This is a genomic window from Pedobacter sp. BMA, from assembly GCF_001027745.1.
GTDB lineage: Bacteria > Bacteroidota > Bacteroidia > Sphingobacteriales > Sphingobacteriaceae > Pedobacter.
The window spans coordinates 73,874-96,032 of sequence record NZ_LECU01000010.1 but is presented as its reverse complement, the minus strand read 5'-3'; the positions used below and the strand labels follow the sequence as shown (position 1 = coordinate 96,032).

22 protein-coding genes are annotated in these 22,159 nt (G+C 39.4%); 9 read left to right on the top strand and 13 right to left on the bottom strand.

Annotated features, from left to right (window positions below):
• Positions 1 to 103 precede the first annotated feature (103 nt).
• The gene (queG, locus tag AB669_RS20355; RefSeq protein ID WP_047801196.1) at positions 104 to 1,039 is read left to right on the top strand and encodes a tRNA epoxyqueuosine(34) reductase QueG; all 936 of its coding nucleotides are present in this window, start codon (positions 104 to 106) and stop codon (positions 1,037 to 1,039) included.
• A 24-nt stretch (positions 1,040 to 1,063) separates the two neighbouring features.
• On the opposite strand, the gene AB669_RS20350 is transcribed toward queG, so the two are convergent.
• From AB669_RS20350 to AB669_RS20330, 5 genes are all read right to left on the bottom strand, one after another.
• Entirely contained in the window at positions 1,064 to 3,301 is a 2,238-nt protein-coding gene (locus AB669_RS20350; RefSeq protein ID WP_053058511.1) for a glycoside hydrolase family 95-like protein, read from the bottom strand.
• Between the two features lie 141 nt (positions 3,302 to 3,442).
• On the bottom strand, positions 3,443 to 5,596 hold the full coding sequence (locus AB669_RS20345; RefSeq protein WP_047801195.1) for a GH92 family glycosyl hydrolase: 2,154 nt from the start codon (positions 5,594 to 5,596) through the stop codon (positions 3,443 to 3,445).
• A 171-nt stretch (positions 5,597 to 5,767) separates the two neighbouring features.
• The gene (locus AB669_RS20340) at positions 5,768 to 5,959 is read right to left on the bottom strand and encodes a hypothetical protein (protein ID WP_047801194.1); all 192 of its coding nucleotides are present in this window, start codon (positions 5,957 to 5,959) and stop codon (positions 5,768 to 5,770) included.
• 60 nt (positions 5,960 to 6,019) lie between these two features.
• A complete protein-coding gene (locus tag AB669_RS20335; RefSeq protein WP_047801193.1) occupies positions 6,020 to 7,444 on the bottom strand; it encodes a glycoside hydrolase family 125 protein in 1,425 nt (474 codons plus the stop codon).
• A 255-nt stretch (positions 7,445 to 7,699) separates the two neighbouring features.
• Positions 7,700 to 9,985, bottom strand: a complete 2,286-nt coding sequence (locus AB669_RS20330) for a GH92 family glycosyl hydrolase (RefSeq protein ID WP_047801192.1) — start codon at positions 9,983 to 9,985, stop codon at positions 7,700 to 7,702.
• A 283-nt stretch (positions 9,986 to 10,268) separates the two neighbouring features.
• Between AB669_RS20330 and mnmA the strand changes: the two genes are divergently transcribed.
• The gene (mnmA, locus tag AB669_RS20325; RefSeq protein ID WP_047801191.1) at positions 10,269 to 11,360 is read left to right on the top strand and encodes a tRNA 2-thiouridine(34) synthase MnmA; all 1,092 of its coding nucleotides are present in this window, start codon (positions 10,269 to 10,271) and stop codon (positions 11,358 to 11,360) included.
• Positions 11,361 to 11,417: 57 nt separating this feature from the next.
• On the opposite strand, the gene AB669_RS20320 is transcribed toward mnmA, so the two are convergent.
• A complete protein-coding gene (locus AB669_RS20320) occupies positions 11,418 to 11,639 on the bottom strand; it encodes a hypothetical protein (RefSeq protein ID WP_047801190.1) in 222 nt (73 codons plus the stop codon).
• Positions 11,640 to 11,733: 94 nt separating this feature from the next.
• Entirely contained in the window at positions 11,734 to 12,048 is a 315-nt protein-coding gene (locus AB669_RS20315; RefSeq protein WP_047801189.1) for a hypothetical protein, read from the bottom strand.
• A 273-nt stretch (positions 12,049 to 12,321) separates the two neighbouring features.
• On the opposite strand from AB669_RS20315, the gene AB669_RS20310 reads away from it, so the two are divergent.
• A complete protein-coding gene (locus tag AB669_RS20310) occupies positions 12,322 to 12,684 on the top strand; it encodes a PleD family two-component system response regulator (protein WP_047801188.1) in 363 nt (120 codons plus the stop codon).
• Between the two features lie 42 nt (positions 12,685 to 12,726).
• On the opposite strand, the gene AB669_RS20305 is transcribed toward AB669_RS20310, so the two are convergent.
• On the bottom strand, positions 12,727 to 13,323 hold the full coding sequence (locus AB669_RS20305; RefSeq protein WP_047801187.1) for an FMN-dependent NADH-azoreductase: 597 nt from the start codon (positions 13,321 to 13,323) through the stop codon (positions 12,727 to 12,729).
• A 220-nt stretch (positions 13,324 to 13,543) separates the two neighbouring features.
• On the opposite strand from AB669_RS20305, the gene AB669_RS20300 reads away from it, so the two are divergent.
• Positions 13,544 to 13,879: a hypothetical protein gene (locus AB669_RS20300; protein WP_053058510.1), complete on the top strand. Its 336-nt coding sequence runs from the start codon at positions 13,544 to 13,546 to the stop codon at positions 13,877 to 13,879.
• A gap of 32 nt (positions 13,880 to 13,911) precedes the next feature.
• Here the strand turns inward: AB669_RS20300 and AB669_RS20295 are convergent, their stop codons facing one another.
• Positions 13,912 to 14,736: an ion transporter gene (locus tag AB669_RS20295; RefSeq protein ID WP_047801186.1), complete on the bottom strand. Its 825-nt coding sequence runs from the start codon at positions 14,734 to 14,736 to the stop codon at positions 13,912 to 13,914.
• Between the two features lie 145 nt (positions 14,737 to 14,881).
• Between AB669_RS20295 and AB669_RS20290 the strand changes: the two genes are divergently transcribed.
• From AB669_RS20290 to AB669_RS20275, 4 genes are all read left to right on the top strand, one after another.
• Entirely contained in the window at positions 14,882 to 15,133 is a 252-nt protein-coding gene (locus tag AB669_RS20290; protein ID WP_047801185.1) for a hypothetical protein, read from the top strand.
• A 36-nt stretch (positions 15,134 to 15,169) separates the two neighbouring features.
• Entirely contained in the window at positions 15,170 to 15,886 is a 717-nt protein-coding gene (locus AB669_RS20285; RefSeq protein WP_047801184.1) for a DUF481 domain-containing protein, read from the top strand.
• Between the two features lie 142 nt (positions 15,887 to 16,028).
• Positions 16,029 to 16,229, top strand: coding sequence for a hypothetical protein (locus AB669_RS20280; RefSeq protein WP_047801183.1), 201 nt, complete (start codon positions 16,029 to 16,031; stop codon positions 16,227 to 16,229).
• Positions 16,230 to 16,356: 127 nt separating this feature from the next.
• Positions 16,357 to 16,947: a DUF4142 domain-containing protein gene (locus tag AB669_RS20275; RefSeq protein WP_047801238.1), complete on the top strand. Its 591-nt coding sequence runs from the start codon at positions 16,357 to 16,359 to the stop codon at positions 16,945 to 16,947.
• A gap of 62 nt (positions 16,948 to 17,009) precedes the next feature.
• On the opposite strand, the gene AB669_RS20270 is transcribed toward AB669_RS20275, so the two are convergent.
• From AB669_RS20270 to AB669_RS20260, 3 genes are all read right to left on the bottom strand, one after another.
• On the bottom strand, positions 17,010 to 17,393 hold the full coding sequence (locus tag AB669_RS20270; protein WP_053058509.1) for a LytTR family DNA-binding domain-containing protein: 384 nt from the start codon (positions 17,391 to 17,393) through the stop codon (positions 17,010 to 17,012).
• 73 nt (positions 17,394 to 17,466) lie between these two features.
• Positions 17,467 to 18,144, bottom strand: a complete 678-nt coding sequence (locus tag AB669_RS20265) for a competence protein (RefSeq protein ID WP_231582725.1) — start codon at positions 18,142 to 18,144, stop codon at positions 17,467 to 17,469.
• Positions 18,145 to 18,297: 153 nt separating this feature from the next.
• The gene (locus tag AB669_RS20260) at positions 18,298 to 18,660 is read right to left on the bottom strand and encodes a hypothetical protein (protein ID WP_197082456.1); all 363 of its coding nucleotides are present in this window, start codon (positions 18,658 to 18,660) and stop codon (positions 18,298 to 18,300) included.
• Positions 18,661 to 18,957: 297 nt separating this feature from the next.
• On the opposite strand from AB669_RS20260, the gene AB669_RS20255 reads away from it, so the two are divergent.
• Positions 18,958 to 19,875, top strand: a complete 918-nt coding sequence (locus AB669_RS20255) for an FAD:protein FMN transferase (protein WP_231582724.1) — start codon at positions 18,958 to 18,960, stop codon at positions 19,873 to 19,875.
• Between the two features lie 91 nt (positions 19,876 to 19,966).
• On the opposite strand, the gene AB669_RS20250 is transcribed toward AB669_RS20255, so the two are convergent.
• Entirely contained in the window at positions 19,967 to 22,156 is a 2,190-nt protein-coding gene (locus AB669_RS20250) for a PepSY domain-containing protein (protein WP_047801180.1), read from the bottom strand.
• Positions 22,157 to 22,159 lie beyond the last annotated feature (3 nt).

The following is a 22,159-nucleotide window of genomic DNA, read 5'->3' as shown; positions in this document are numbered from 1 at the left end:
ATAAACAAATATTAAAGAACCCCAATTAATTAATTTAGTGTTTGCATTTAGAACAAGTGATTAATGAAAATGTTTTGATTGTAAGCCTTATCTTTGCAAATCCGTGTACTTAAATAAGGTAAAATATAGCAAGCTGATTAAAGATGAAGCCATACGTTTGGGCTTTATGGCCTGCGGTATTTCCAAAGCTGAGTTTCTCGAGGAAGAAGCACCACGCTTAGAAAAATGGCTGAACCAAAATCATCACGGTGAGATGAAATACATGGAAAACTATTTCGACAAGAGGCTGGACCCGCGCCTTTTGGTTGATGATGCAAAATCGGTTATTTCGCTATCGCTTAACTATTATACCAATGAGAAACAGGCCGATCCTACCGCGCCAAAAATTTCAAAGTATGCATATGGTCAGGATTACCATTATGTGATAAAAGAAAAATTGAAAGCGCTTACCGTTTTTATAGAGGAAAACATCGGTGCGGTAAATGGCAGGGCATTCGTAGATTCGGCACCCGTACTCGACAGGGCCTGGGCAAAGAAATCCGGCATTGGCTGGATCGGAAAAAATTCTAATCTGATCAGTAAAACTGAGGGCTCATTTTTCTTCCTTGCCGAACTAATTGTAGACCTTGAACTGGATTATGACCATCCCTTTCAAACTGATCATTGCGGTACCTGTACACGATGCCTGGATGCATGTCCTACAGATGCTATCATCGCACCTCAGGTGGTAGATGGAACCAAATGCATATCCTATCTCACCATCGAACTTAAAAACGAAATCCCTACTCAGTTTAAAGATAAAATGGATAACTGGATGTTTGGTTGTGACGTTTGCCAGGACGTTTGCCCCTGGAATCGCTTTTCAAAAGTGCACCAGGAGGAGGCCTTCCAACCCGATTCGGGATTGCTTGACCTTAAGACCAGCGACCTGACTGAAATCACTGATGAAGTTTTCAAAAAAGTATTTAAAGGTTCGGCGGTTAAGCGAACTAAACTTTCGGGATTGAAAAGAAACATTGATTTCCTGAAATCTACATAAGACACTTAAATTCACTTCCTGGCATTATTTCATAGTCAAACTATTATACCCCCAGTACCAGTCTGCATGATGACTGTAGCTTACCGAAAGGTTTTTAACAGCATTATCCTTCGCATTAACGCTGATTATTTCATTGGCTAACAAACCAGAAAATCTGATCTCAACCTTTGCTCCCACTGTTTTCTGTTCAAATTGCAGTGATTTTCTTTTATTCGAAGTGACTTCGAAATTAGTAATATCCGACGAAATTATGCAGCCACCACCTATAAGGCTATTGATCTGGATGGAATTTGTTTTTCCATTTCTCCTGTTCGCACTTATCAGAAAGGCGCCGTCAGTTCTTAAATTCTTAAAGGAAACATCTTTCCATGATTCCGGTATAGCTGGGAAGATCCTGATTTTATCATTCCAGTTTTGCAGAAGTAGTTCCTGTATCGACGTTGCGGCCGCCAGGGGTGTTTCGATTACCGGACCAGATTCTTTATAAAGGGTATTGGGTTGGATGTACTTATTAAAGAGTTCATTCAAGAGCGCATAACTTTTATCCCCATTTCCCATTTGCGCGAACATACTGGCCGAGCCGGTGTAGGTGTATCCCTGAAGTGCCCCTTTCAGAGAAATCCAGTGATTAACCGATTTGAGGATAAGCGCCCGTTCATTTTCGTGGTCCCAGTTTACCAGGCCATAAGGATAAATCATTAAGAGATGAGAATAATGCCTGTGTGATGAAGTGAGCGCTACATCCTTGCCAATCAGGAAACCATCTTCACCCTTTGGGTACGCGGTAAGGTTTTTAAGCACTTCCCTCCATTTGGCCTCATCTCCATCCTTTATTCCCTGACTAGTATTGATGGATATAAGGGTATTCAGTCCCCAATTTAAGCTGGCAAGCGAATAGTTAGCGTCTACGGCATTTTTATACTCCGGTGAATGAGATAGCGGCAGATGATAAATCCCCTGCTCATCTTTGTATAAGAGATGTAAGAGAAAATTAACTGATCGTTTCAATAAAGGATAAATTTCGGTTTTCAATAGCTGCTTATCCCCCGTATACTCATAATATTTATAATAATAATACATCATCCAGGTCAGGTTACCTGCTTCAAAAGGGCCTTTTACCATATCTGCTTCATTGGTGGGGCTAATCAGATCGTAAGATGAGCTACGGCCTATGAAGGCAGAATTATAGCGCCACTTCTCGGGAGCATTATTAATCAAGTTCTGAAGATTGGTTTTGAAAGACTGGAATAACGGTTTGGTGAGTTCAAGGTGATTGGCAGCAAAAACAGGTGAATAGGTAAGCTGGGTATTCAGGTTCCACCAGATCGCAGGCCACGGTGTTGAACTGGCCCAGGGACCCATCAAATCAATGAGTATTTTATTTTCCCGTGTAATTGAAGCGAGTTTATATAGCTGGATCCAATAGAAGTTTTCCATCCTCTTATCTGGCAGGCTTACAAAACTTTTCTGGTAATACTGGTGCCACCAGGACTTGTGATTTTTGAGGTGATTAATATCCTTTTCAAAACCCCTAATACTGTTGATGGCTTCCAGATCTTCATCAGCACTGGCAGTAGCATCGTAGCCAACAGAAACCAACATCTCATCTTTTGAGGCTTTAAAGACAGTGCTATATCCCCCATGATTTAATAATGGCTGATGGTAAACTACAAATTCATTGATATTCTTCCTCACAACCGGTGGATTATCTGGATAGGTTTTGGGTTTGTCAGTCGGGTGACTCTGCATGTATCTAAAACTTACACTTCTTTCCTGCTCCCATTTCCAGTCGAGCTTCCTGTTTTGCTGGTCTTTCAATTCAATATGGATGACCTCATGTTTAGCATCAACATAAGCTGCAACATCAATTGTTCCCTGATCAGTAAATATTTTACCTGAGGCTATTGCATCATAAAGATGAAGCTGAATATCTGCCCGGAGTATTTTCCCCCTAACGTTCACCATAAAATGCCCGATAGGGAGTCGGGCCTTAGTATAGAGCTTACCAGCCTCTGGCATAAGTTGTGCCCTCACATCAATTACATCTGATCTGCCTACGTCAAGCCTGATGGTACTATCGCCCGCCTGGTAAATATTCAGGCCCATTAATCCATTACCTAAAGTAATACCGCTATAATAGTCTTTTCCCAATTGCTCCCATTTCATATTCTGCTTTGCCATGAACTGCTCCCAGTTTATGGTTTGGGCAAACAACTGGTACTGTGCAATTAGACAACATAAGATGGTCAGAAAGATTTTCATATAAACTTTTGTATGATGTTTTAAAATACTCCGGCAGCAAATTTAAAGCATCACAAAAGGACAGAGGATAGAAAATCGTAAACAATTAGGGGTAAAATTGCTTAATGATCACATTTATATGGTCAAAAGTAAAAATTGTGATTACTCTGTAACCATTTCCACTGTGCCGCCATTTCTAAACACATCGTGAGATATAAAATATCCAGGAATCTTCTTACCATTTACCTTTATCGCCGTGAGTTTTCTTCCTATGAAGGGCTTTTTAATGATCAGCAGTTTACCACTACTGGTTTTCCATTTAATTTCATCGAACAACGGTACGGTAACAATGTAATTTGGATCAGTTGCAGAGAACGGATAGATACCCAAAGCGCTGAACACATACCATGAAGACATTTCCCCTGCATCATCCATTCCTGAAAGTGCAAGGCCTTCCTTGCCTATTCCATATAGTTCATTTAATATCTTATCAATAATTTTCTGAGATTTTTCGGGTTTGCCAATAAAAGTATAGGCAAAAGGCGCTTCATGATCTGGCTGGTTACCCTGGCAATATTGTCCAATCATCGTTTCAACATTCCGGGCAATATATTTTGGATTCCAGGGAAGTGTAAACAGAGAATCGAGTTTTGATTCAAAGCCTGCTGCACCGCCATACAATCGAATTAAACCCGGCATGTCGTGAGGTGCATAAAAGGAAACCTGCCATGCGTTTGCCTCCCGGTACATGTATTCGTAATAGGGATACTGGGGATTGAATGGCTTTATCCAGTTGCCATTTTCAAGTCGCCCTCTCATGAATCGTGTGCCAGGATCGAACATATTTTTATAGTTTCCGGACCTGGCCATGAGGCTTCTGTAATTGCTGGAGTCGCCAAGTTTCTTTGCAATTTGAGCCAGCGAATAATCGTCATAAGCATATTCGAGTGTTTTGGACACCCCTGCTTTGGCTTTCGTTTCAACATGTGGATTTTTAATATCCGGATCAGAAATATATCCTTTTTCAATATATTCTTTGATAAAAGGACGTGCTCCGCCTTCTACGTTCGCATTTTTCAAAAAAATCTGATATGCCGCCTTGATATCAAACTGATCTATTCCCCGGAGATAAGCACCCGCAACGGATGAAGTACCGTGATCGCCATGAAAAAAAGTAGGCATGAACCCCCGTTTTTGCCCGACATCGATCATCGACTTAATAACGTCAAGCGTAACATCCGGAGTAATCAATCCCAACAGTACATCCTTATTGCGGTATGTATCCCACAGGGATGGCTCCGTGTAGTACCTGAAATCAGATTTGGTCACCTGTCCCTTAGCATCTTTAAACTGACCGTTTACGTCACTGCGTAAAGCCGGCCAAAGAAATGACCTGTAGAGACTGGAATACAACATGACCTTTTGTTTACTGGTGCCCCCTTTTACCTGGATTGCAGACAGCAATTTCTCCCATTGAGTCGCTGCAGCCGCTTTAACCTGTGTAAAAGTTTTTGAGCCGATTTCACTTTCCAGATTCTCCCTTGCATTTTCGACGCTTACAAACGAAAGACCAATTTTAAGCTCTACCGGCCTTGTTTGTCCATCGCTTAAATGAAGAATGGCATAGCCGCTATTTTTCCCTTCTTCTTTTTTCTCTAGTCTGTCTATTTTGGTGTTTGAAACCGCATAAAAATATACGTTCTCCCCGTTCTGAAAGCCTTTCACCGCATAATCACCATCCTGCGATATATTCCAGTCAGACACCCGGCTATTGGCTTTTGCGAGATCAAATAATACCTGCCGGTCCTGATTGTCTTTAAATTCATATTGATGAAAACCACATCTTAAAGTGGAAGTCAGGTTTACGTTAACCTGATAGTCGCTTAAATAAACCTGATAGAACCCGGGCGACGCACTTTCTTTTTGGTGAGAAAACTTTGATCCAAAATGGGTACCAGGCTTTGACATAGGCAAAACAGGCACGTTGCAAAGGTTCCAATGACCTTTATTAGTATGGGCGAATCCCAGAATTACATCATCCTCATACTCATAGCCGGCACCTGAACCATACTCGGTAATGGGACTAAGCTGAACCATTGCGTTTGGCAGTGAGCTGCCCGGAAAGCATAGACCGGCCCATGAGCGCCAGCCCTCTGGCAATTCGTATCCTAAAATTTTAGGGTCAGTTAATGGTGCCGTGCCAATAAAGGGGTTTACATAATTGGTTAAAGTGTTTTTCTTCTGGTTCTGGGATTTTACCGCTTGTGTTATCATTAGCGATAAAACAACAAATATATACCTGGTTAGTAGTTTCATTTGATTATAAATCGTTTTATTTGATAGTTGAATACATTAAACCGATTGACATAAGGTGATTAAATATGATAACGTTACTCCCGTAAGACCTTAATTTATTTAAGAATTAAAAAACAGGATACATAGAAGGAAAGCTAAAAACTTACATCAGCTGTCTGTAACCGGTGATTTTTAACACACTTGCCTCAACTTTTTAATCGCTAATTCTTGCTTATCTTCCAGAATGAATATAAAAAGCAGAAAATCATCTGTTTCCTGAATTTCGATTTTATGCACTACACCCGAAATTTCGGCGCTTGTAATTTCATCTCCCGGCTTCACATCTAACAATAGAGATGTTGGTATATTATCATTAAGTAGCATAGTTGATTACAAAGTTAAAGCCCCCACTGGTATTTTTTTTTCCAAATGAGGGCTTTGTTTTTATCCGTTAAGTAAAGCAGGTTTTTCGTGGTATGTTCTCCATAACAACTCACCAAACAAGGTGTTGGACCAGGCAAACCATGCTCTGGTAAATTTTTCAGGATTATCTTTATGGAAAGATTCATGCATGAAGCCTTTACCTCCATGTGTTTTTTGCAATGTCTGGATGCATAATTTGATCTCTGGATCGTCTGTTGAGGTCAGCGCCCTCATCGTAATACTCATTGGCCAAATCATATCCTGACCAACATGCGGGCCGCCAATTCCTTCGGCTGCTGTGCCTTTAAAGAAATATGGGTTATCTTTCGATAAAGCAAATTTACGGGTGTTCTGGTAAATTGGATCTTCAATTTTCATAGCGCCCAGATAGGGCAAACTAAGCAAGCTTGGCACATTTGAATCATCCATCATGTAATTGCTTCCAAATCCATCGACCTCAAAGGCATAGATTTTTCCATATTTTGGATGGTTAACAATTGCGTGTTTTTGCAAAGCGGCATTCACTTCGTCGGCAAGATTCAGCAAATTGCTTTCAAGCGACTGATCCGCCTGCAGGGCTTTGATCATTTCGGCAGCCTGTTTCAAGCTAGAAACAGCAAAAAAGTTAGATGGAACTAAAAATGGAAAAATTGTTGCATCATCGCTGGGGCGGAAGGCAGAACAGATCAAACCTACAGGATTAACCGGAAAGCCATATCCTGCCATAGGCTGTGAGTCTGTTGGCTGCGTGGTTTCCCGTTGAAAATGATAAGGACCATGACCAGTTTTACGCTGCTGCTCTTTAAAAGTTTTTAGTGTAGCTTCAATCCCTTTTTTCCAATCTGCATCGAAAGGTGTTTTATCTCCGGTTTTCTTCCAGTAATGGTAGGCTAAACGAATAGGATAGCACAGCGAATCGATTTCCCATTTACGCTCGTGAACGCCGGCCTGCATATCTGTTTTATCGGTTTTCCACTCTCCTACCTTATTTGCATCACCGTAGAAAGCGTTGGCATAAGGGTCTTTCAAAACGCATTTGGTTTGATGGATGATTACGCCAGCTATCAATCTCTTCAGTGGCTCATCCTCATTCACAAACTGCAAATAAGGCCAAACCTGTGCAGAGCTGTCACGTAGCCACATGGCATCAATATCCCCGGTGATTACGTAGGTATCAGGACGACCATTTTTTTCATTATAATAAACTGTTGTGTCAAGTGTATTTGGAAAGCAGTTTTCAAAGAGCCATGCCAATTCAGGATTTTTCACCTTCGACTGAAACGTTTTGATTGCAGAGTCAACGGCTTTACTTTTAAAATGGCGTTTTCCTGCAACAACCCTGACAACGGGAAATTCGGGAAAAAGTTCAGAAGCAAGAGAAAATTTGGATGCAAGTACACCTGCCCCCAACATACCTGAGCTCTGGATAAATGTTCTTCTTTTCATTATTGTGTGTGATGAGATTTGGTTCTATATAAATTTAATATCGCCAACCCTAAAACGATGTTCAGCAAATCAAAGGTTTATGACTGATATCGCAAATTATCTGGTTAGAACGAAAACAAATATTAAGATAATTTTTTTAAGTTCAAAATCGAAAACCTTTAAATATGTATTTCTAAATCGATTTTCTTATAGCTTGTAAATGAAAAAACCGCCAGCATACGCTGGCGGTCGAATATGGAGAAAGGTATGATTAAATTATTTTTTTGGTTTTGCACTCATATAGAAGCTAAGCTTTCCACCGTTAATAATATCAGCATGTTTAATCTGGTGGCTCGTGATTTCTTTCCCATTCAGCATCACCTTTTGTACATACACATTTTTGGCGCTCTGATTTATGGCTTCGACAGTAAAATTTTTACCGTTCTCTAAGTTAATAATTGCTTTATCTACAAGCGGACTACCTAGCGAATAGACATCCGAACCGGGTGCTACAGGATAGAAGCCCATCGACGAAAACATATACCAGGCACTCATTTGCCCGCAATCATCATTGCCACCCAATCCATCTGCGGTAGGTTTATACTGCATGTTAAGGATATGACGAATTTGCGCCTGTCCTTTATATACTTCGTCAGTCCAGTTGTACAGGTAAGCCACATGGTGTGCTGGTTCATTTCCATGAACATATCCTCCGATAATACCTTCGCGGGTAATATCCTCGGTATGGGCAAAAAATTCATCAGGCAAATGCATGCTAAAAAGCGTGTCCAAACGTGCTGCAAACTTCTTTTTTCCCCCCATCACTTCGATTAATGAAGCAGGGTCATGAGGTACAAAGAAACTGTAATTCCAGCTGTTGCCTTCAATGAAACCCTGACCCTCAGTATCTTTTGAGTCGAAAGCTTTTTTGAAAGTGCCATCTGCCAGGCGTGGACGCATAAAACCAGATGCGCTATCGTAATTGTTCCGCCAGTTGTTTGAACGTTTAATAAACTCTTCATAAACATCCATGCGGTTTAACTTTTTAGCAAGCTGCGCAATAGACCAGTCATCATAAGCGTATTCCAATGTATTTGACACGGATACACCACTGCGTTCAGCAGGAATATAACCTTTGTCTATATAATATCCTATACCTTCATAATCGCGGTGTTTAGCTGTGGTGATACAGGCATCGAGGGCTTTGTTGGCATCACCATTATAAGTACCTTTTATTATCGCATCGGATAAGACAGAGACACTATGATAGCCACTCATACACCAGTTATCGTTTGCATAGTGCGACCAGATTGGTAACATATGTAAACTGCTTTGATCGTAATGTGCCATCATGGATTTAACCATATCATTGCTACGCGCTGGTTGAACAATATTGAAGAATGGATGCAGTGCCCTGTAAGTATCCCACAACGAAAACGTAGTGTAGTTTGTAAATCCATCTGCTTTATGAACGCCCTGATCAAGCCCCTTATACTCCCCGTTTACATCGGTATAGGTTGTTGGATTAATGAATGCATGGTATAATGCCGTATAGAAATTGATTTTATTATCGTTGCTGGTAGTAACCTGAATTTTATTTAGTTCTTTATTCCAGTTTGATTGTGCCTGTGCTTTAACTTTTTCAAAGTCCCAGCCGGAAATTTCTGCACGCATGTTCTGCAAGGCGTTTTCCTGACTTACCGGTGATAACGCAAATTTAATTTTCACTTTTTCGCCTTCCTGGGTGTCAAAGTCGAAGAACATTTTGATTTTTTTACCGGCTATTTCCGGAAAATTCTGATCCTGATTGAATTTACCCCAGAATCCTCTGTAGGCTTGTTTAGCATCGAAACTTTTTCTGCCATAACTTTTGAATGGCTTAGAAAAGCTCATTGCAAAAAATACCGTTCTTGTTCTGGCCCAACCATAAGTTTGCCTGTACCCCGTAATCAGTGTATCATTCACTACGCGGACGTATGACCAAACGGTTTTATCTTCATAATTGTAAATGCCTGCCATCAGATCCAAAATGATATGCGATTGATCTGATTTTGGAAAGGTATACTGGTGCATCCCCACCCTGTTGGTAGCTGTTAGCTCTGCAGTGATGTTATCATCGTCCAGTTTAACTTTGTAATATCCGGCTTCAACAGTTTCGTTGGCGTGCGAGTATGCTGAGCGATAGCCTGATTTAGGATTGTCTGCCGTACCTGGATTTAGTTGCAGTTTCCCCTTGGTTGGCATAATTAAGAAATCACCTAAATCAGAATGGCCTGTTCCACTAAAGTGCGTATGGCTAAAGCCCGTAATGGTTTTATCTTCGTATTTGTAACCTGCGCAATATTTGTAAACGTCGCCATTATATTTACCATTTACTTCATATGATAAGGTATCGGTTTCGGGACTTAATTGAACGGCACCGAACGGAACGGTTGCGCCAGGATATGTATGACCCATTTTTGATGTGCCGATAATGGGTTTTACATATTGCACCAAATTCTGCTGTGCCGAGGCCACGAGTGAAGAAAGTACAAGACAAGGCAGGATAATTTTTTTAATCATGTCGGTTTTAAAGTTAGCTTATATTTGAAAATCCTAAGGTATTAATTTAAACGCAAAACTGTAAATAATCTTTGTCTAAATCGTTTAACCAACACAAAAAATACAATTCTAAAAGCTAAGAGATTTGAGAGGCTCACTCCACAAACTGACAGGTCGACCTACGGAGGTGTACCCAGGATGATTGATATGTATTAGTGGCCTGCTGTGGCTTTTTACAAGGAACTGACTTCAGCTCACCAATTTCAATTAAATAAAGCTTATTTTTGCACTCTATTTTTTAAAGATGAGTAAACACGGTAGAATTCTGGTAGCCATGAGTGGCGGTGTGGATAGTTCGGTTGCTGCAGTAATGCTGCACGAGCAGGGTTATGAAGTAATCGGCCTTACCATGAAGACATGGGATTACGCAACCTCAGGGGGAAGCAGTAAAGAAACCGGATGTTGCTCGCTGGATAGCATTAATGATGCCAGGACACTTGCCGTAAATTATGGTTTTCCGCATTACATTTTAGACATACGCGACGAATTTGGTGATTATGTGATCGATAATTTTGTTGATGAGTACCTTGCCGGAAGAACGCCTAACCCATGTGTTTTATGTAATACCCATATTAAATGGGAAGCTTTATTAAAAAGGGCTAATAAACTCGACTGCGAGTTTATTGCAACCGGCCATTATGCCAACATCCGCCAGCAAGACAGCGGACGCTATGTAATATCAAAAGGTAAGGATGAAAACAAGGATCAGTCTTATGTACTGTGGGGAGTTTCACAAGAAAATCTATCCCGTACTAAATTTCCGTTGGGCAGTTTTGCAAAATCAGAAATCAGACAGATGGCTTTGGACATGGGACAGGAAGAATTAGCCAAAAAATCTGAGAGTTATGAAATTTGTTTTGTTCCTGATAACGACTACAGAGCTTTTCTTAAACATAAAGTAGAGGATCTGGAAGACCGTGTAGCCGGGGGAAATTTCATATTGAGCAACGGAATGGTCGTTGGTCAGCATAAAGGCTATCCCTTTTATACCATCGGCCAGCGTAAAGGCTTAGGTGTGGCATTTGGTGAACCGATGTTTGTTACCCAGATACTTCCTGAAAGCAATACGGTTGTTTTAGGCCGTGCAGAGGAGTTGGAGCGTAAAGAAGCAATGGTCCGCAATATCAATCTGATTAAATATGGCAGTATTGAGGAACCTATGAATGATGTAATTACAAAAATACGTTATAAGGATGCCGGCATGTTAAGTACAATTGTTCAGGAAAAAGATAGGATGAGAGTTGTTTTTGACCACAATGTTTCGGCAATTGCTCCGGGACAATCAGCAGTATTTTATGAAGGAAACGATTTGCTTGGCGGTGGTTTTCTAGTTTAATCACGCCCATTAAAAATATCAAACCCCGGCCGTTTAGAAATAGCCGGGGTTTTTAATTTAATACTTTCTGTTATCCAGGAAAGAACCAATATCATTGATTACCTCCTGAGGGGTATCCTTTCCACTCAGCTGTTTCCAGGAACCTTCAACTTTATCTAATTTTCCGATTACTTCCCCGTCTATCATATAGGAGAATGGTTCATCACTTCCGTATTGCATCAGGGTGTATACATGATGCTGGTGATTGGGTAAATCGCATCTATAAGCCAGTTCTATCATTTCATTTAAGTTTGTAATAGAACATCAATAGATTTCAATTTGTTCATACAAATTTGAAGAAAATCCCAGACTGCCTTACTCAGGTGATAACATGCTATTCATTTCCCTTGAAAATATTAATGGCGGCTGTTTTCCAATGTAAGTAGCCCAGATTACCACATATCTGAGAAACAAAATTATCTATGTCTTCAGGTACATCATTTACAACCCGCCACCTGATTTTGTATTTTGGATTGTAACTGATGTAAACCACTACGTCATCACTACGCTGTCCTAATGCCTGCAAAGGCTGTAAATAAATATCCTGCAAATCAGCAGCTGCGATTTTTAATCGCTCATTCATAATTTTCCCCAATGATAAATCAGGCTTAAAATCAGTTTCTAATATGGCTAATACGGTAACAGTCATAAAAAATAATATTATCAATCAAAAAACCCAGCCATCTGCATTTTGTTTTATCCCCCGAATAGAGCGGTTTGAACCATAAACTGGATGTCACTTAGCGCAAATCTATACTAAAATATTTAGTATATAAACATATTTTAATCTTTTTTTTAGCTAATTAATGAATAAGATAAAACGGTGACAGATGAACCAATGCCGTGGATAACTTCAATGATGTTAAGAATTATTTTAAACACCTGATTAATAGTTCCGTTATCCATTGAAACAGGAGGTTCTATGAAAAAGTGCATCTATGTAGTTGAAGATAATCCCGGCATACGGGAAATCATTTCATTCCTTTTAGAGGAAGAGCTTTTTGAAGTAAGAGCTTGCAGAAATACCCGTGATTTTTGGTTACAGATGAATAAGCACACGCCGGACATGATCATCCTGGATATTGTGCTTCCAGATGGAAATGGGTTAGATATCTGCAATAGCCTGAAGGGGAATATTAAAACACACGGCATTCCTGTTATGATGATGTCGGCCAATAACCACTTAAATGCTGTAAAGTCAAAATGCGATGCTGAGGATTTTATTAACAAGCCTTTTGATCTTAATGATTTTGCTGCCAGAGTTGACCGTTATATGCAGAATTAAAAAATATGCCCTGCGCTGCCAAAAGGCAGGCAAGGCCTATTTTTAAAGAACGATTTTGGAAATGGCGTTTTCTAATGCGTTGTCTTTCAAGTCAGGCATATTAACACCCTCAACCCTGAAAGCAGTTACATCTACCATGCCCAAAAAGCCAAGCACAGCTCTTAAATAAGGTTCAGTAAAATCGTATGCCTTCATTGGCCCTTCTGAATAAACACCACCCGAAGAAATAGCCAGATAAATCTTTTTACCTTTTACCAAACCTTCAGGTCCGTTTTCGCCGTACTTGAAAGTCTTACCGGCACGGGCTACATGATCAATCCATGCTTTAAGCGTAGAATGAATTCCGAAGTTGTACATTGGCACACCAATTACAATTACATCGGTATCCTGAATCTCAGCAATTGCTTCGTTTGAATGCTTCACTGCTTCAGTTAATTCCGGAGTGTGATTTTCTAGCGGGGTATAAAAAGAGTTCAAATGCACTTCCTCTAAATGTGGAAATGGGGCCGATACCAGGCTATGTGTTTTAACAGTACTTTCCGGATTTGCTTCAGTAAGTTTCTCAACTACTGCATTTCCCAGTTTAATACTGAAAGATGCCTCCCCTCTTGGGCTGGATATAAGATGTAAAATTTTCATTTCTTTTGCTATTTAATTCTGTAAAAATAAAGCATACGGGATTAAAGAAAGTGTAACTAAAAAATAATAGCACTATCCTTTTGTATAGCGATCGAAAAAACAAAGCATTAAAACCCGTTTAAAATATATTTGTAGTTTCGGGTAGCGCCAGGTACAAGAAATATAATTATTGTTCAAACCATAGTCTCTCCAATCCTGTTCTTTAATAAAAAAAACTACCATGGAAAATCAAGAAAACATTCAACCAGAAGAAGAAATTGCAAACCTGGAACAATTTCAGGTGGGAAGATCAGAAGGCAGTGCAGCAGATGGACACTCTTTACCCGAAAATGACGAATATACAGCCGAAGAGGTACAATATGCCGATGGAGAGGGTACACGTTTAAATGAAGAACTTGGACCGGATGACGAAGAAGATGATGATGATTTGATAGATGGCGACGATCTGGAAACGGATGAAGACGCGGAAGATATTGAAGAAACAGACGACTCGGATGTAGAAGAACTGGATAAAGATCTCAATGCCTACGATGAAGATGACAGTGAAATGCTGTAAGTAAAAGAGAAGCTCCTAAGGGAGCTTTTTTTTTACCTGAATAGCGATGAACCACAATACTTACAGAAAAGTGCATCGCTGTCATGGCCTTCCCTGCTACAATTCGGGCAAGATTCAGGAAGCTCTTTTTTCTTACTGGCCGCCACCGCAATGTCGTGCGTAATTATTCCGGTCGGTACAGCAATGATGGCGTAACCAATTAACATCACTACAGATGCAACAAACTTGCCCATCGGCGTTATGGGAGAGATATCCCCGTAGCCAACTGTAGTAATGGTTACGATTGCCCAATAGATGCTTTCAGGTATATTTGAAAAGCCGTTCTCACGATTTTCGACCAGATACATAATCGACCCCAGGATCACTGTAATGGTTAACACGGTGAGCAAAAAAATACTAATCTTACGTAAACTATTTCTCAACGCCTGGGTTAGGAAGTTAATTTCGGTAAGAAACTGTCCTAGTTTAAAAATTCTGAATACCCTTAATAATCTCAATGCCCGGAATACAAGCAACGATTGCGCACCAATAAAAAATATGCTAAGATATGATGGCAACAATGCAATCAAATCGATAATTCCCAGCGGACTAAAAACATATTTAATTGGTTTACGAATGCTAACGAGTCTTAATATATATTCTAAAGTAAACAATGCAGCAAAAATCCATTCGGCAATGTTAAATATTTTACCATAATGCTGATGGATACCCACAACACTATCCAGCATCACAACAATGATACTGGCGAAAATTGCAATCAGTAAGCCCACATCAAACGCCTTACCTGCAGGCGTATTTGACTCATAAATAATTTCATGAAGCTTGAAGCGCCAATCTTTGGGTTCTGATTCAACCATTTTTATAATAGATCTTGTATGTTGGAATCTCACCCGAATTCTGGCTGGATGAGCATTTATATTTAGTGAACACCTTATTAATTCGAATGTTTGATTCAGAACAAAATGAATAAAACATTAGTCGTAAATACTTGTCGTGTAAAGTATGAGAGTAAAGGGAACAATAATCCATAAACTGGGTACGGGCGAACATGTTTTGATTCTTCTGACAGAAAATAAAACAGAGCAGCAAAAGTTATATCATTACCTAACGATCGATGCCATGCAGTTTAAGCAAGAAATCGCTACTGAAGCGCCGAAGCTTGATTACATTACTGCCGGATTTAAAAATACTGAAGGAACAGTAATATTCAACCAAAATTATATTGAAATGCCTAAATGGTATGAATTGAACTAACCTAAACATATTTCTGCATAAAAGTGTTATTTATGGATGAGGAGTATACTTTTTGTAGCCGTGTGTCTATTCGTTAACAATGCATTTGCACAATACACCGACAGCACAAATTACCATTTGCTTTTAAATTCAACAGGCTCAGTTAACCGAACTAATGATGATCAGGCTTATTTACTAAACAACGCATTAAGCTTTGGTGTAAAGAAGAAAAGCGTGGTATTAAATTCATTATCGGCCTGGTTATATGGAAAGCAAAATAACAACCTCAGCAATAACGATTTTTCTACTACGCTAAACTTTAACCTGTACAAAACCTTCCCCCACTTCTACTATTGGGGTTTAGCTAACTACAATACCAGTTATTCGCTGAAACTCAAAAACCAACTGCTGGCGGGTTTAGGAATTGCCTATAGCATTGTCGACAAGGAATATGCATACGTGAACCTGAGCAATGGAATTCTGTTTGACCAAAGTAGTTTAATTGCCGGGGATAATTACCACACCTACAGAAACTCATTAAGATTACAATATCACTTCAGTATAAAAGAACTCATCACCATTGACGGTAACCATTTTCTCCAGAATTCCTTTTCCAGAAAAGGAGATCATATTATCAGATCAAACACTACGCTTGGATTTAAACTTAAAAAGTGGATAAGCCTGACCACTGCGCTTACGTACAATAAATTGAATATTACCAACAGCGAAAACCTCAATTTAACTTACGGACTGAGTTTGGATAAATATTTTTAAAGCATCATTCTTCTTTTACTAATAGCTGTGGAAAAATATATAAAATTATAAATACACTGTATATCAATCAATAAAGCTGAAAAATAAGTTGTTTGACAATTATGTTTTTAAAGATGTGCCATCCAAATATTATTTTTGTTTTATGGCAAATACAAACGTTAAAAAATCAATTCAGAATAAGATAGAATCACTTGGTAAGGAGATTGAAAACTTACAGGCAGAACTTGTGAAATGGGAAAAAATCGCTGCCGATTACGAAACGAATTCGGAAAGCATTGATTTGATTTTATCTATTCAGCTTCCTGAGAAACCGGAAGGAAAGGCAAAAAAAATTAAGCTTTAGTCAGCTGAACAGCATGAAAAAAGGCGTAATATCATTTGCGCCTTTTGTTGTTTTAGCTATTTAACACGAAAATTTAAACTATTTCATTACGGGCAATGTTTACCTGATACAACAAAAACCTATGTATATGAAAAAGTTAATTTATGTGGTTGCCGTATCAATTTCGGCGTTTACGTTCCAGTCTTGCGGTAGCGGACAAAAAGATGCGAAAGAAAGTGCCGATAGTTTAAATATGGCTAAAGACACCACAACTAATGTGGCAGAAACCGGAGGCATTGCTGTCGATGATGCCGATGCAAAATTTGCCACTCAGGCAGCCGTTGGTGGTATGGCAGAAGTGGAGTTAGGAAAACTTGCCTTAGAGAAGGGTACAAACCAGCAGGTTAAAGATTTTGCAAGCATGATGGTTAAAGATCATGGAACAGCAAATACAGAATTAATGGCTATTGCTGCACAGAAAAACATCACCTTACCGAGTACCGTAGATGATGAGCATAAAAAAACCATGGAAGATCTTGGTAAAAAAACTGGCGCGGATTTCGATAAAGCCTATGTAGATGCAATGATTAGCGGACACAAATCAACCTTAAAACTGATGGAAGATGAATCAAAAGATGGTAAAGATGCCGAATTAAAAACGTTTGCAACTAAGACTGCACCAGTTGTTCAGAGCCACCTGGTGATGATTAATAAGATCAGTGACAGTATAAATAAATAAGTTTCTTCACCCAAAGTCATTTTATCTTAAAGTGACTTTGGGTACTTTAAATGGCATTGGTTCTATTTTATTTCCCGCCTCATATTTCTTCCTTCGCGGTTAAGCAGTTCTTGTATAATGCCATCGAGTTTTTTATAATTTACCGGCTTCATAAGATACCGGTCACAATTTACACTAAACGCATCAAGTGCATAATGCTCATAGGCGGTAACGAATATTAAATACTTTACTTTATTGCGAATTACCCGCGCAACGTCTAATCCCGAAATATCCATCCTGATATCAAGAAATAGAAAATCAACATTATCGTAATCCAGAATTTCACGGGTTCCCACCACCGGATCTGTGAATGTATTCAACAACTCCAGCTGATTACTTTGGTTAATGAAATATTTAAGAATATTGATGCTTATTTGTTCATCATCGATGATTACACAGCTATACATATCAGATTGAGCTTTAATTTAGTAAACCGAGTTAACTAAGCAAAGCTACGGCCAAAACACAGGCATTGTTGATTTAACTTTCAGGAGGCGTATATAGTGCTATGAATTTCTTTCTGGTAATCAACTTCAGATAAGGGTAATTTCCGGAAAGCTGTGGTCTTTGTTTAAGTTCGTATATAAAATGCCCACCTAAATCGACGAATATGGGACAGGTGGCCTCGAACCATACCTTGTGAGGATTTTTCCAGCAAAAAGAATATAGATCAGATGTCAGAACGATGTCCTTTAGTTCTGGATGATAAAAATTGAGGATACGGGGATTTATTTCCCCATTTATGACCTCATTTTTTCTAACCATTGATAAATGATCGGAATGGCAAAATTCAAAAGCATCTAGTTTTGGATCATCGACTGCTGGGAGGTGTTTTAATATTCTGAAGCCTTTAAATTTCTTTCCATTCAAAACCCAAACCAAATTCGGATAAAAAGCCTCCCTGCTTTTCAACTCCAGGATTGTGATCGGCGAGTTTTGAAATTCGATGGTATGTCCTGATGGAGTAAATATGTCTGCTCTGTGAAAATCGCCTTTCGCAGCATCGTTAAATCCTACTTCGCGGAATGATGGAGGAAATGCCAGCTTCCAATCCCTGTGCCAGGCTGTTTCCTTTCTGTAAAAAGGCTCTGCTACAAGCGTTCCTGCACCTGAAGAGAGCTGAATGCTGTCGTTGTGAAAGTTGATAGGGTCATTCATGAAGTATACCCGCGCAAGCTATTGCAAAATGGATGATTTCGGGTGATACAAAAATAAAACTAAATATATTAGCAGGAGAATCTGCAAGCGGCGAATTTAAAACCTATAGGAATACACACCGATATCCCACAACATAAAATGATAGCATAGCCTTTAGTTTACTTTCACAATACCCGAAGGAGACGTAGCTTTATTATTCACTATTAATGCGGCAGTTAAGATACCTGCCAGGAATACTCCTTTTACCAGCGGAGATCTTTTTCCCTTCTTCACCCCGCGGTAGATATTATAAAGTGCGATAATGCCCAATCCGGCCATCTCTATTTCCTTACGGTTTTGCATGCCTCGTTTGGTGAATAGCATTTCCGTAAGCTGGTTAACTATGCTAAAGCTGAGTTGTACTTCCTTCTTTATTTTCGATTTACTTGCCTTCAATCCTGCTGAATCACCAACAGCTTTCAATCCATCCAACACCAATCCGTTTGTTTTCGCTTTTTTTGTATAAGTATTCATCATCAGTTCTTTTAAAAAGCAACATGAATAATAGCCGATGGTTTTGAAAAGTTTCAATTTGTTAGATCAGCTTAATCCAACTCTGCATGATATTATGTGATGTACAAAATACCTAAAGATTCGTTAACCTTATTCAACGGTTAATATTTCTTTAAGTAATAGCTGCAATTTCATGTGTGTAATCTTTAAATTTGGGCTTCATTTAACCGTATTAAATTGAAGTTAAAATTCACATTATTTATCTTGACCCTCTCCACCGCATTGCAAGCTCAGGTTGTAAAAAAAAGAACAACAATGCTAATGGGTGGTAGATTTGATATATCTATCGTAGCCAAAACAAAGCTAATTGCGGAAGCCAATATAGATACCATCATTGAAGAAATTTCGAGAATTGAATTCTTAATTTCCGACTGGAAACCAACGTCACAAGTTTCTGCTGTCAATCAGCATGCTGGTGAATATCCCGTAAAAGTGGATCGGGAGGTTTTCAAACTTACGCAGCGTGCCATTCAGTTATCGAAACTAACCAATGGCGCGTTCGACATCAGTTTTGCAGCTATGGATCGAATCTGGAAATTCGACGGATCAATGACTGAAATGCCGTCACCTGATGCAGTCAGAAAATCTGTACAAAATGTTAATTATAAAAATATCATTCTCGACAGCATCAACTGCACTATTTTTTTGAAAGAGAAAGGCATGAAGATAGGTTTTGGGGCATTAGGAGAAGGTTATGCCACTAACCGCTGTAGAAAAATGATGTTAGAAAAAGGCATTAACGCTGGTATCGTAAATGCTACCGGTGACATGAGTGTATGGGGTAAACAACCCAACGGCAAACCATGGATGATCGGAATTACCAACCCATTTCACAAAGATAGCCTGTTTGCTGCTGTTCCCATCAAAAATGGTGCGGTTGTAACTTCTGGCAGCTATGAAAAATTTGTGATGTTTAATGGAAAACGGTATTCACACATCATCAATCCCACAACAGGATATCCTGTAACAGGACTAACCAGCGTGACAGTTTTTGGGCCCGATACTGAGAAAGCAAATGGTTTCAGCACCTCGATCATGTTGCTTGGTAAGGATAAAGGTCTCCAATTACTCGCTGGATTTCCAGAATATAGCTGTGTGATATTCGGAGACGATGGCCAGCTTTACTGGTCTGGAAACCTTGACACCCAGACGATTGAAAAGTGGAAGAAAAATCTGTAATCATTAATTCTGATTGAGATCACTTTCCTCCACCCTAACACCATGAACTAAACAATATTATGTTTATCTGGAAAATATCGGGTCGGTTACACTAATAACAATCCATTAATACCTGTCCGCGCGATTGATAGAAACTAATGCTTTTGTTATCCTGTTCCTGGCATAGTTGTTCCAACCAGCTGATAACATCCTTTTGCATGCTTAAGGAGCCGCATAACATAACCGCTCCATCATTTCTCAGCGTTTGAGCTACAAAATCACTATCCCTTGCCAGTAAATCTTTTACATACATTTTATCCCCTTCACGCGATAATGCAACATTGACTTTAGCAGCTTCCAGGGCTTTAGCGTTAATACTTTTTTCATACAAAGCGAATGATTGCTGGTTCCTGAAACCACAATACAGGTGAATATTTTTCTGACTATCATGTTGATTCAGCATCCCCAGAAATGGTGCAATACCGGTTCCATTTGAAACCATAATCACTGTTTTTCGCTTATGGGGAAAATGGAAATGAGCATTCTTTATAATGGACGCAGACAATGACTCTCCAACATTCAGATTGTATAAAAACCCGGAACCCAGCCCACCTTCGTGCAGTTTAACGCTGAGCTGTACTTCTTTGCCAACTTTTCCTATGGAATACTGTCGCTCTCTATGATCATTTGCAGGATAAATCGTCAGCAAATCACCAGAATCAAATTTCTTTAAACGCTTAGGCCTTAATCGTATTATGAACGATGTCTCTTCATGTGCGGAAACAATTTTATCGGTAACTATGAACTTCAGTGTTTTAGGCGCCTTCGTTTCCAGCAATTTATCCAGTACCGTTAATTCGATATCAGAATGTGAAGCCCAGGAGTTAGCCCAGATGGTGAATTCCTCGGGTGACCGATCGTTGACTGTATGTATTTCAAGTATCGGCGTTGCCCAGGTCTTTTTCGATAGTGCATTATTCACCTCATAACCAAACTTACAGAAATCCGGGTATGCATGAGAGCCAAAGGCTACAACAGAAAACTTAACAGACTGTTGTTGTGGATAACGTTCTAGCTGCGAGATAAACTTCTTCGCGTTTGTTGGCGCATCACCCTGCCCGTAGGTGGCCGTAAAAACAAGGATTTGCTTCGCCTGAGCAAATGCCTTATAATCATTTAGTTCGGCCATAAATGAAAGCTTACCGCTCGTCAAAAGCTGATCGTGTATAGCCTTTGCAAATCTAAAAGTGGTTCCATTCTCTGAACCCACCAGAATAATAAACTCGGCTGCTTCCGGTTTAAATTTATTCCTGATCCGGTTCGAACGCCTTTTCCACATGATGACGAAACCAGAATAAATAAAAAACAAAATATTTATCGAAGCGATCGCCAAAACAACTGCCCATATCGCATTGGTCCTGCCCGTATGTAAATCCATACTAAGTGTATTTAACAGAGTAGCTGTTGTATAGGCCTGCTCTGTTAAAATCTCTCCTGTAATTTGATTTAACGTAATTTCCCTATCCTGAAGTTTGATAGTGAAATAGTCTTCTACATCTTCTGAAAAAGGAAACTCAATCGACTGCACTTCTCCAAGCTTTATATTTTTCAGCACTTCAAAATCCTGCAGCTTTTTTTCGGGAGTAGTTTTGAGTGCATCTAAATCTACCTTGTGCGTAATCTTTTGTTCCTTGATTAATCCAAATCTTTGCAGCGATAAGAATGTTCCGCTCAAGGAAATGATGATAATTGGAATAAGCAATAGCCGACCGAGGACTACGTGGTAATATTGTGCAAAACCATCTCTGACTATTTTTCCAAAAAACTTTTTAAAGCTTCGCTGACGCTGAATGATCAGTACAGTTCCTGATGTTGCAATGAGAAATAGCAGAAATGCGGTTATACCTACAAAAAAACGACCGGTTTCGTGTAGAAACAAAGAGCGGTGTAAAGTTGTCACGGTTCTGAAAAATTCGTTTTCTTTACCTACCCTCCCAAGGGATTTTCCACTAACAGGATCGACATAAAATTTTCCTGACTCATCATTTAAATCAGTGCCGTTAATGCTGACAAACTGGTTGGCATCTATTGTTACATCGCTGATATCGGTATACGATTTCTTCAGATTGGGGATTACCTCGGCTACCGTAAGGCTGCTGAAACCTTTAGAACGGTAAGGTTGTGTTTTTTCCGTAACAGGCTTAAAAGCGAGGATAATTCCCGTTACTGAAGCCAGGGTAATAAAAATAAAAGAAGATATAGCCAGTGCTAAGTGGCTATATCTCCAAACAGAAATTGTCATTTA

Bases quoted from the DNA above. Each gene is read 5' to 3' on its own strand.
- AB669_RS20345 (WP_047801195.1), bottom strand. From the start codon at position 5,596: ATGAAACTACTAACCAGGTATATATTTGTTGTTTTATCGCTAATGATA.
- AB669_RS20340 (WP_047801194.1), bottom strand. From the start codon at position 5,959: ATGCTACTTAATGATAATATACCAACATCTCTATTGTTAGATGTGAAG.
- AB669_RS20300 (WP_053058510.1), top strand. From the start codon at position 13,544: ATGGAAAATCAAGAAAACATTCAACCAGAAGAAGAAATTGCAAACCTG.
- AB669_RS20275 (WP_047801238.1), top strand. From the start codon at position 16,357: ATGAAAAAGTTAATTTATGTGGTTGCCGTATCAATTTCGGCGTTTACG.
- AB669_RS20350 (WP_053058511.1), bottom strand. From the start codon at position 3,301: ATGAAAATCTTTCTGACCATCTTATGTTGTCTAATTGCACAGTACCAG.
- AB669_RS20270 (WP_053058509.1), bottom strand. From the start codon at position 17,393: ATGTATAGCTGTGTAATCATCGATGATGAACAAATAAGCATCAATATT.
- AB669_RS20310 (WP_047801188.1), top strand. From the start codon at position 12,322: ATGAAAAAGTGCATCTATGTAGTTGAAGATAATCCCGGCATACGGGAA.
- AB669_RS20290 (WP_047801185.1), top strand. From the start codon at position 14,882: ATGAGAGTAAAGGGAACAATAATCCATAAACTGGGTACGGGCGAACAT.
- mnmA (WP_047801191.1), top strand. From the start codon at position 10,269: ATGAGTAAACACGGTAGAATTCTGGTAGCCATGAGTGGCGGTGTGGAT.
- AB669_RS20305 (WP_047801187.1), bottom strand. From the start codon at position 13,323: ATGAAAATTTTACATCTTATATCCAGCCCAAGAGGGGAGGCATCTTTC.
- AB669_RS20265 (WP_231582725.1), bottom strand. From the start codon at position 18,144: ATGAATGACCCTATCAACTTTCACAACGACAGCATTCAGCTCTCTTCA.
- AB669_RS20250 (WP_047801180.1), bottom strand. From the start codon at position 22,156: ATGACAATTTCTGTTTGGAGATATAGCCACTTAGCACTGGCTATATCT.
- AB669_RS20295 (WP_047801186.1), bottom strand. From the start codon at position 14,736: ATGGTTGAATCAGAACCCAAAGATTGGCGCTTCAAGCTTCATGAAATT.
- AB669_RS20315 (WP_047801189.1), bottom strand. From the start codon at position 12,048: ATGACTGTTACCGTATTAGCCATATTAGAAACTGATTTTAAGCCTGAT.
- AB669_RS20285 (WP_047801184.1), top strand. From the start codon at position 15,170: ATGAGGAGTATACTTTTTGTAGCCGTGTGTCTATTCGTTAACAATGCA.
- AB669_RS20280 (WP_047801183.1), top strand. From the start codon at position 16,029: ATGGCAAATACAAACGTTAAAAAATCAATTCAGAATAAGATAGAATCA.
- AB669_RS20335 (WP_047801193.1), bottom strand. From the start codon at position 7,444: ATGAAAAGAAGAACATTTATCCAGAGCTCAGGTATGTTGGGGGCAGGT.
- AB669_RS20255 (WP_231582724.1), top strand. From the start codon at position 18,958: ATGGGTGGTAGATTTGATATATCTATCGTAGCCAAAACAAAGCTAATT.
- AB669_RS20330 (WP_047801192.1), bottom strand. From the start codon at position 9,985: ATGATTAAAAAAATTATCCTGCCTTGTCTTGTACTTTCTTCACTCGTG.
- AB669_RS20260 (WP_197082456.1), bottom strand. From the start codon at position 18,660: ATGATGAATACTTATACAAAAAAAGCGAAAACAAACGGATTGGTGTTG.
- AB669_RS20320 (WP_047801190.1), bottom strand. From the start codon at position 11,639: ATGATAGAACTGGCTTATAGATGCGATTTACCCAATCACCAGCATCAT.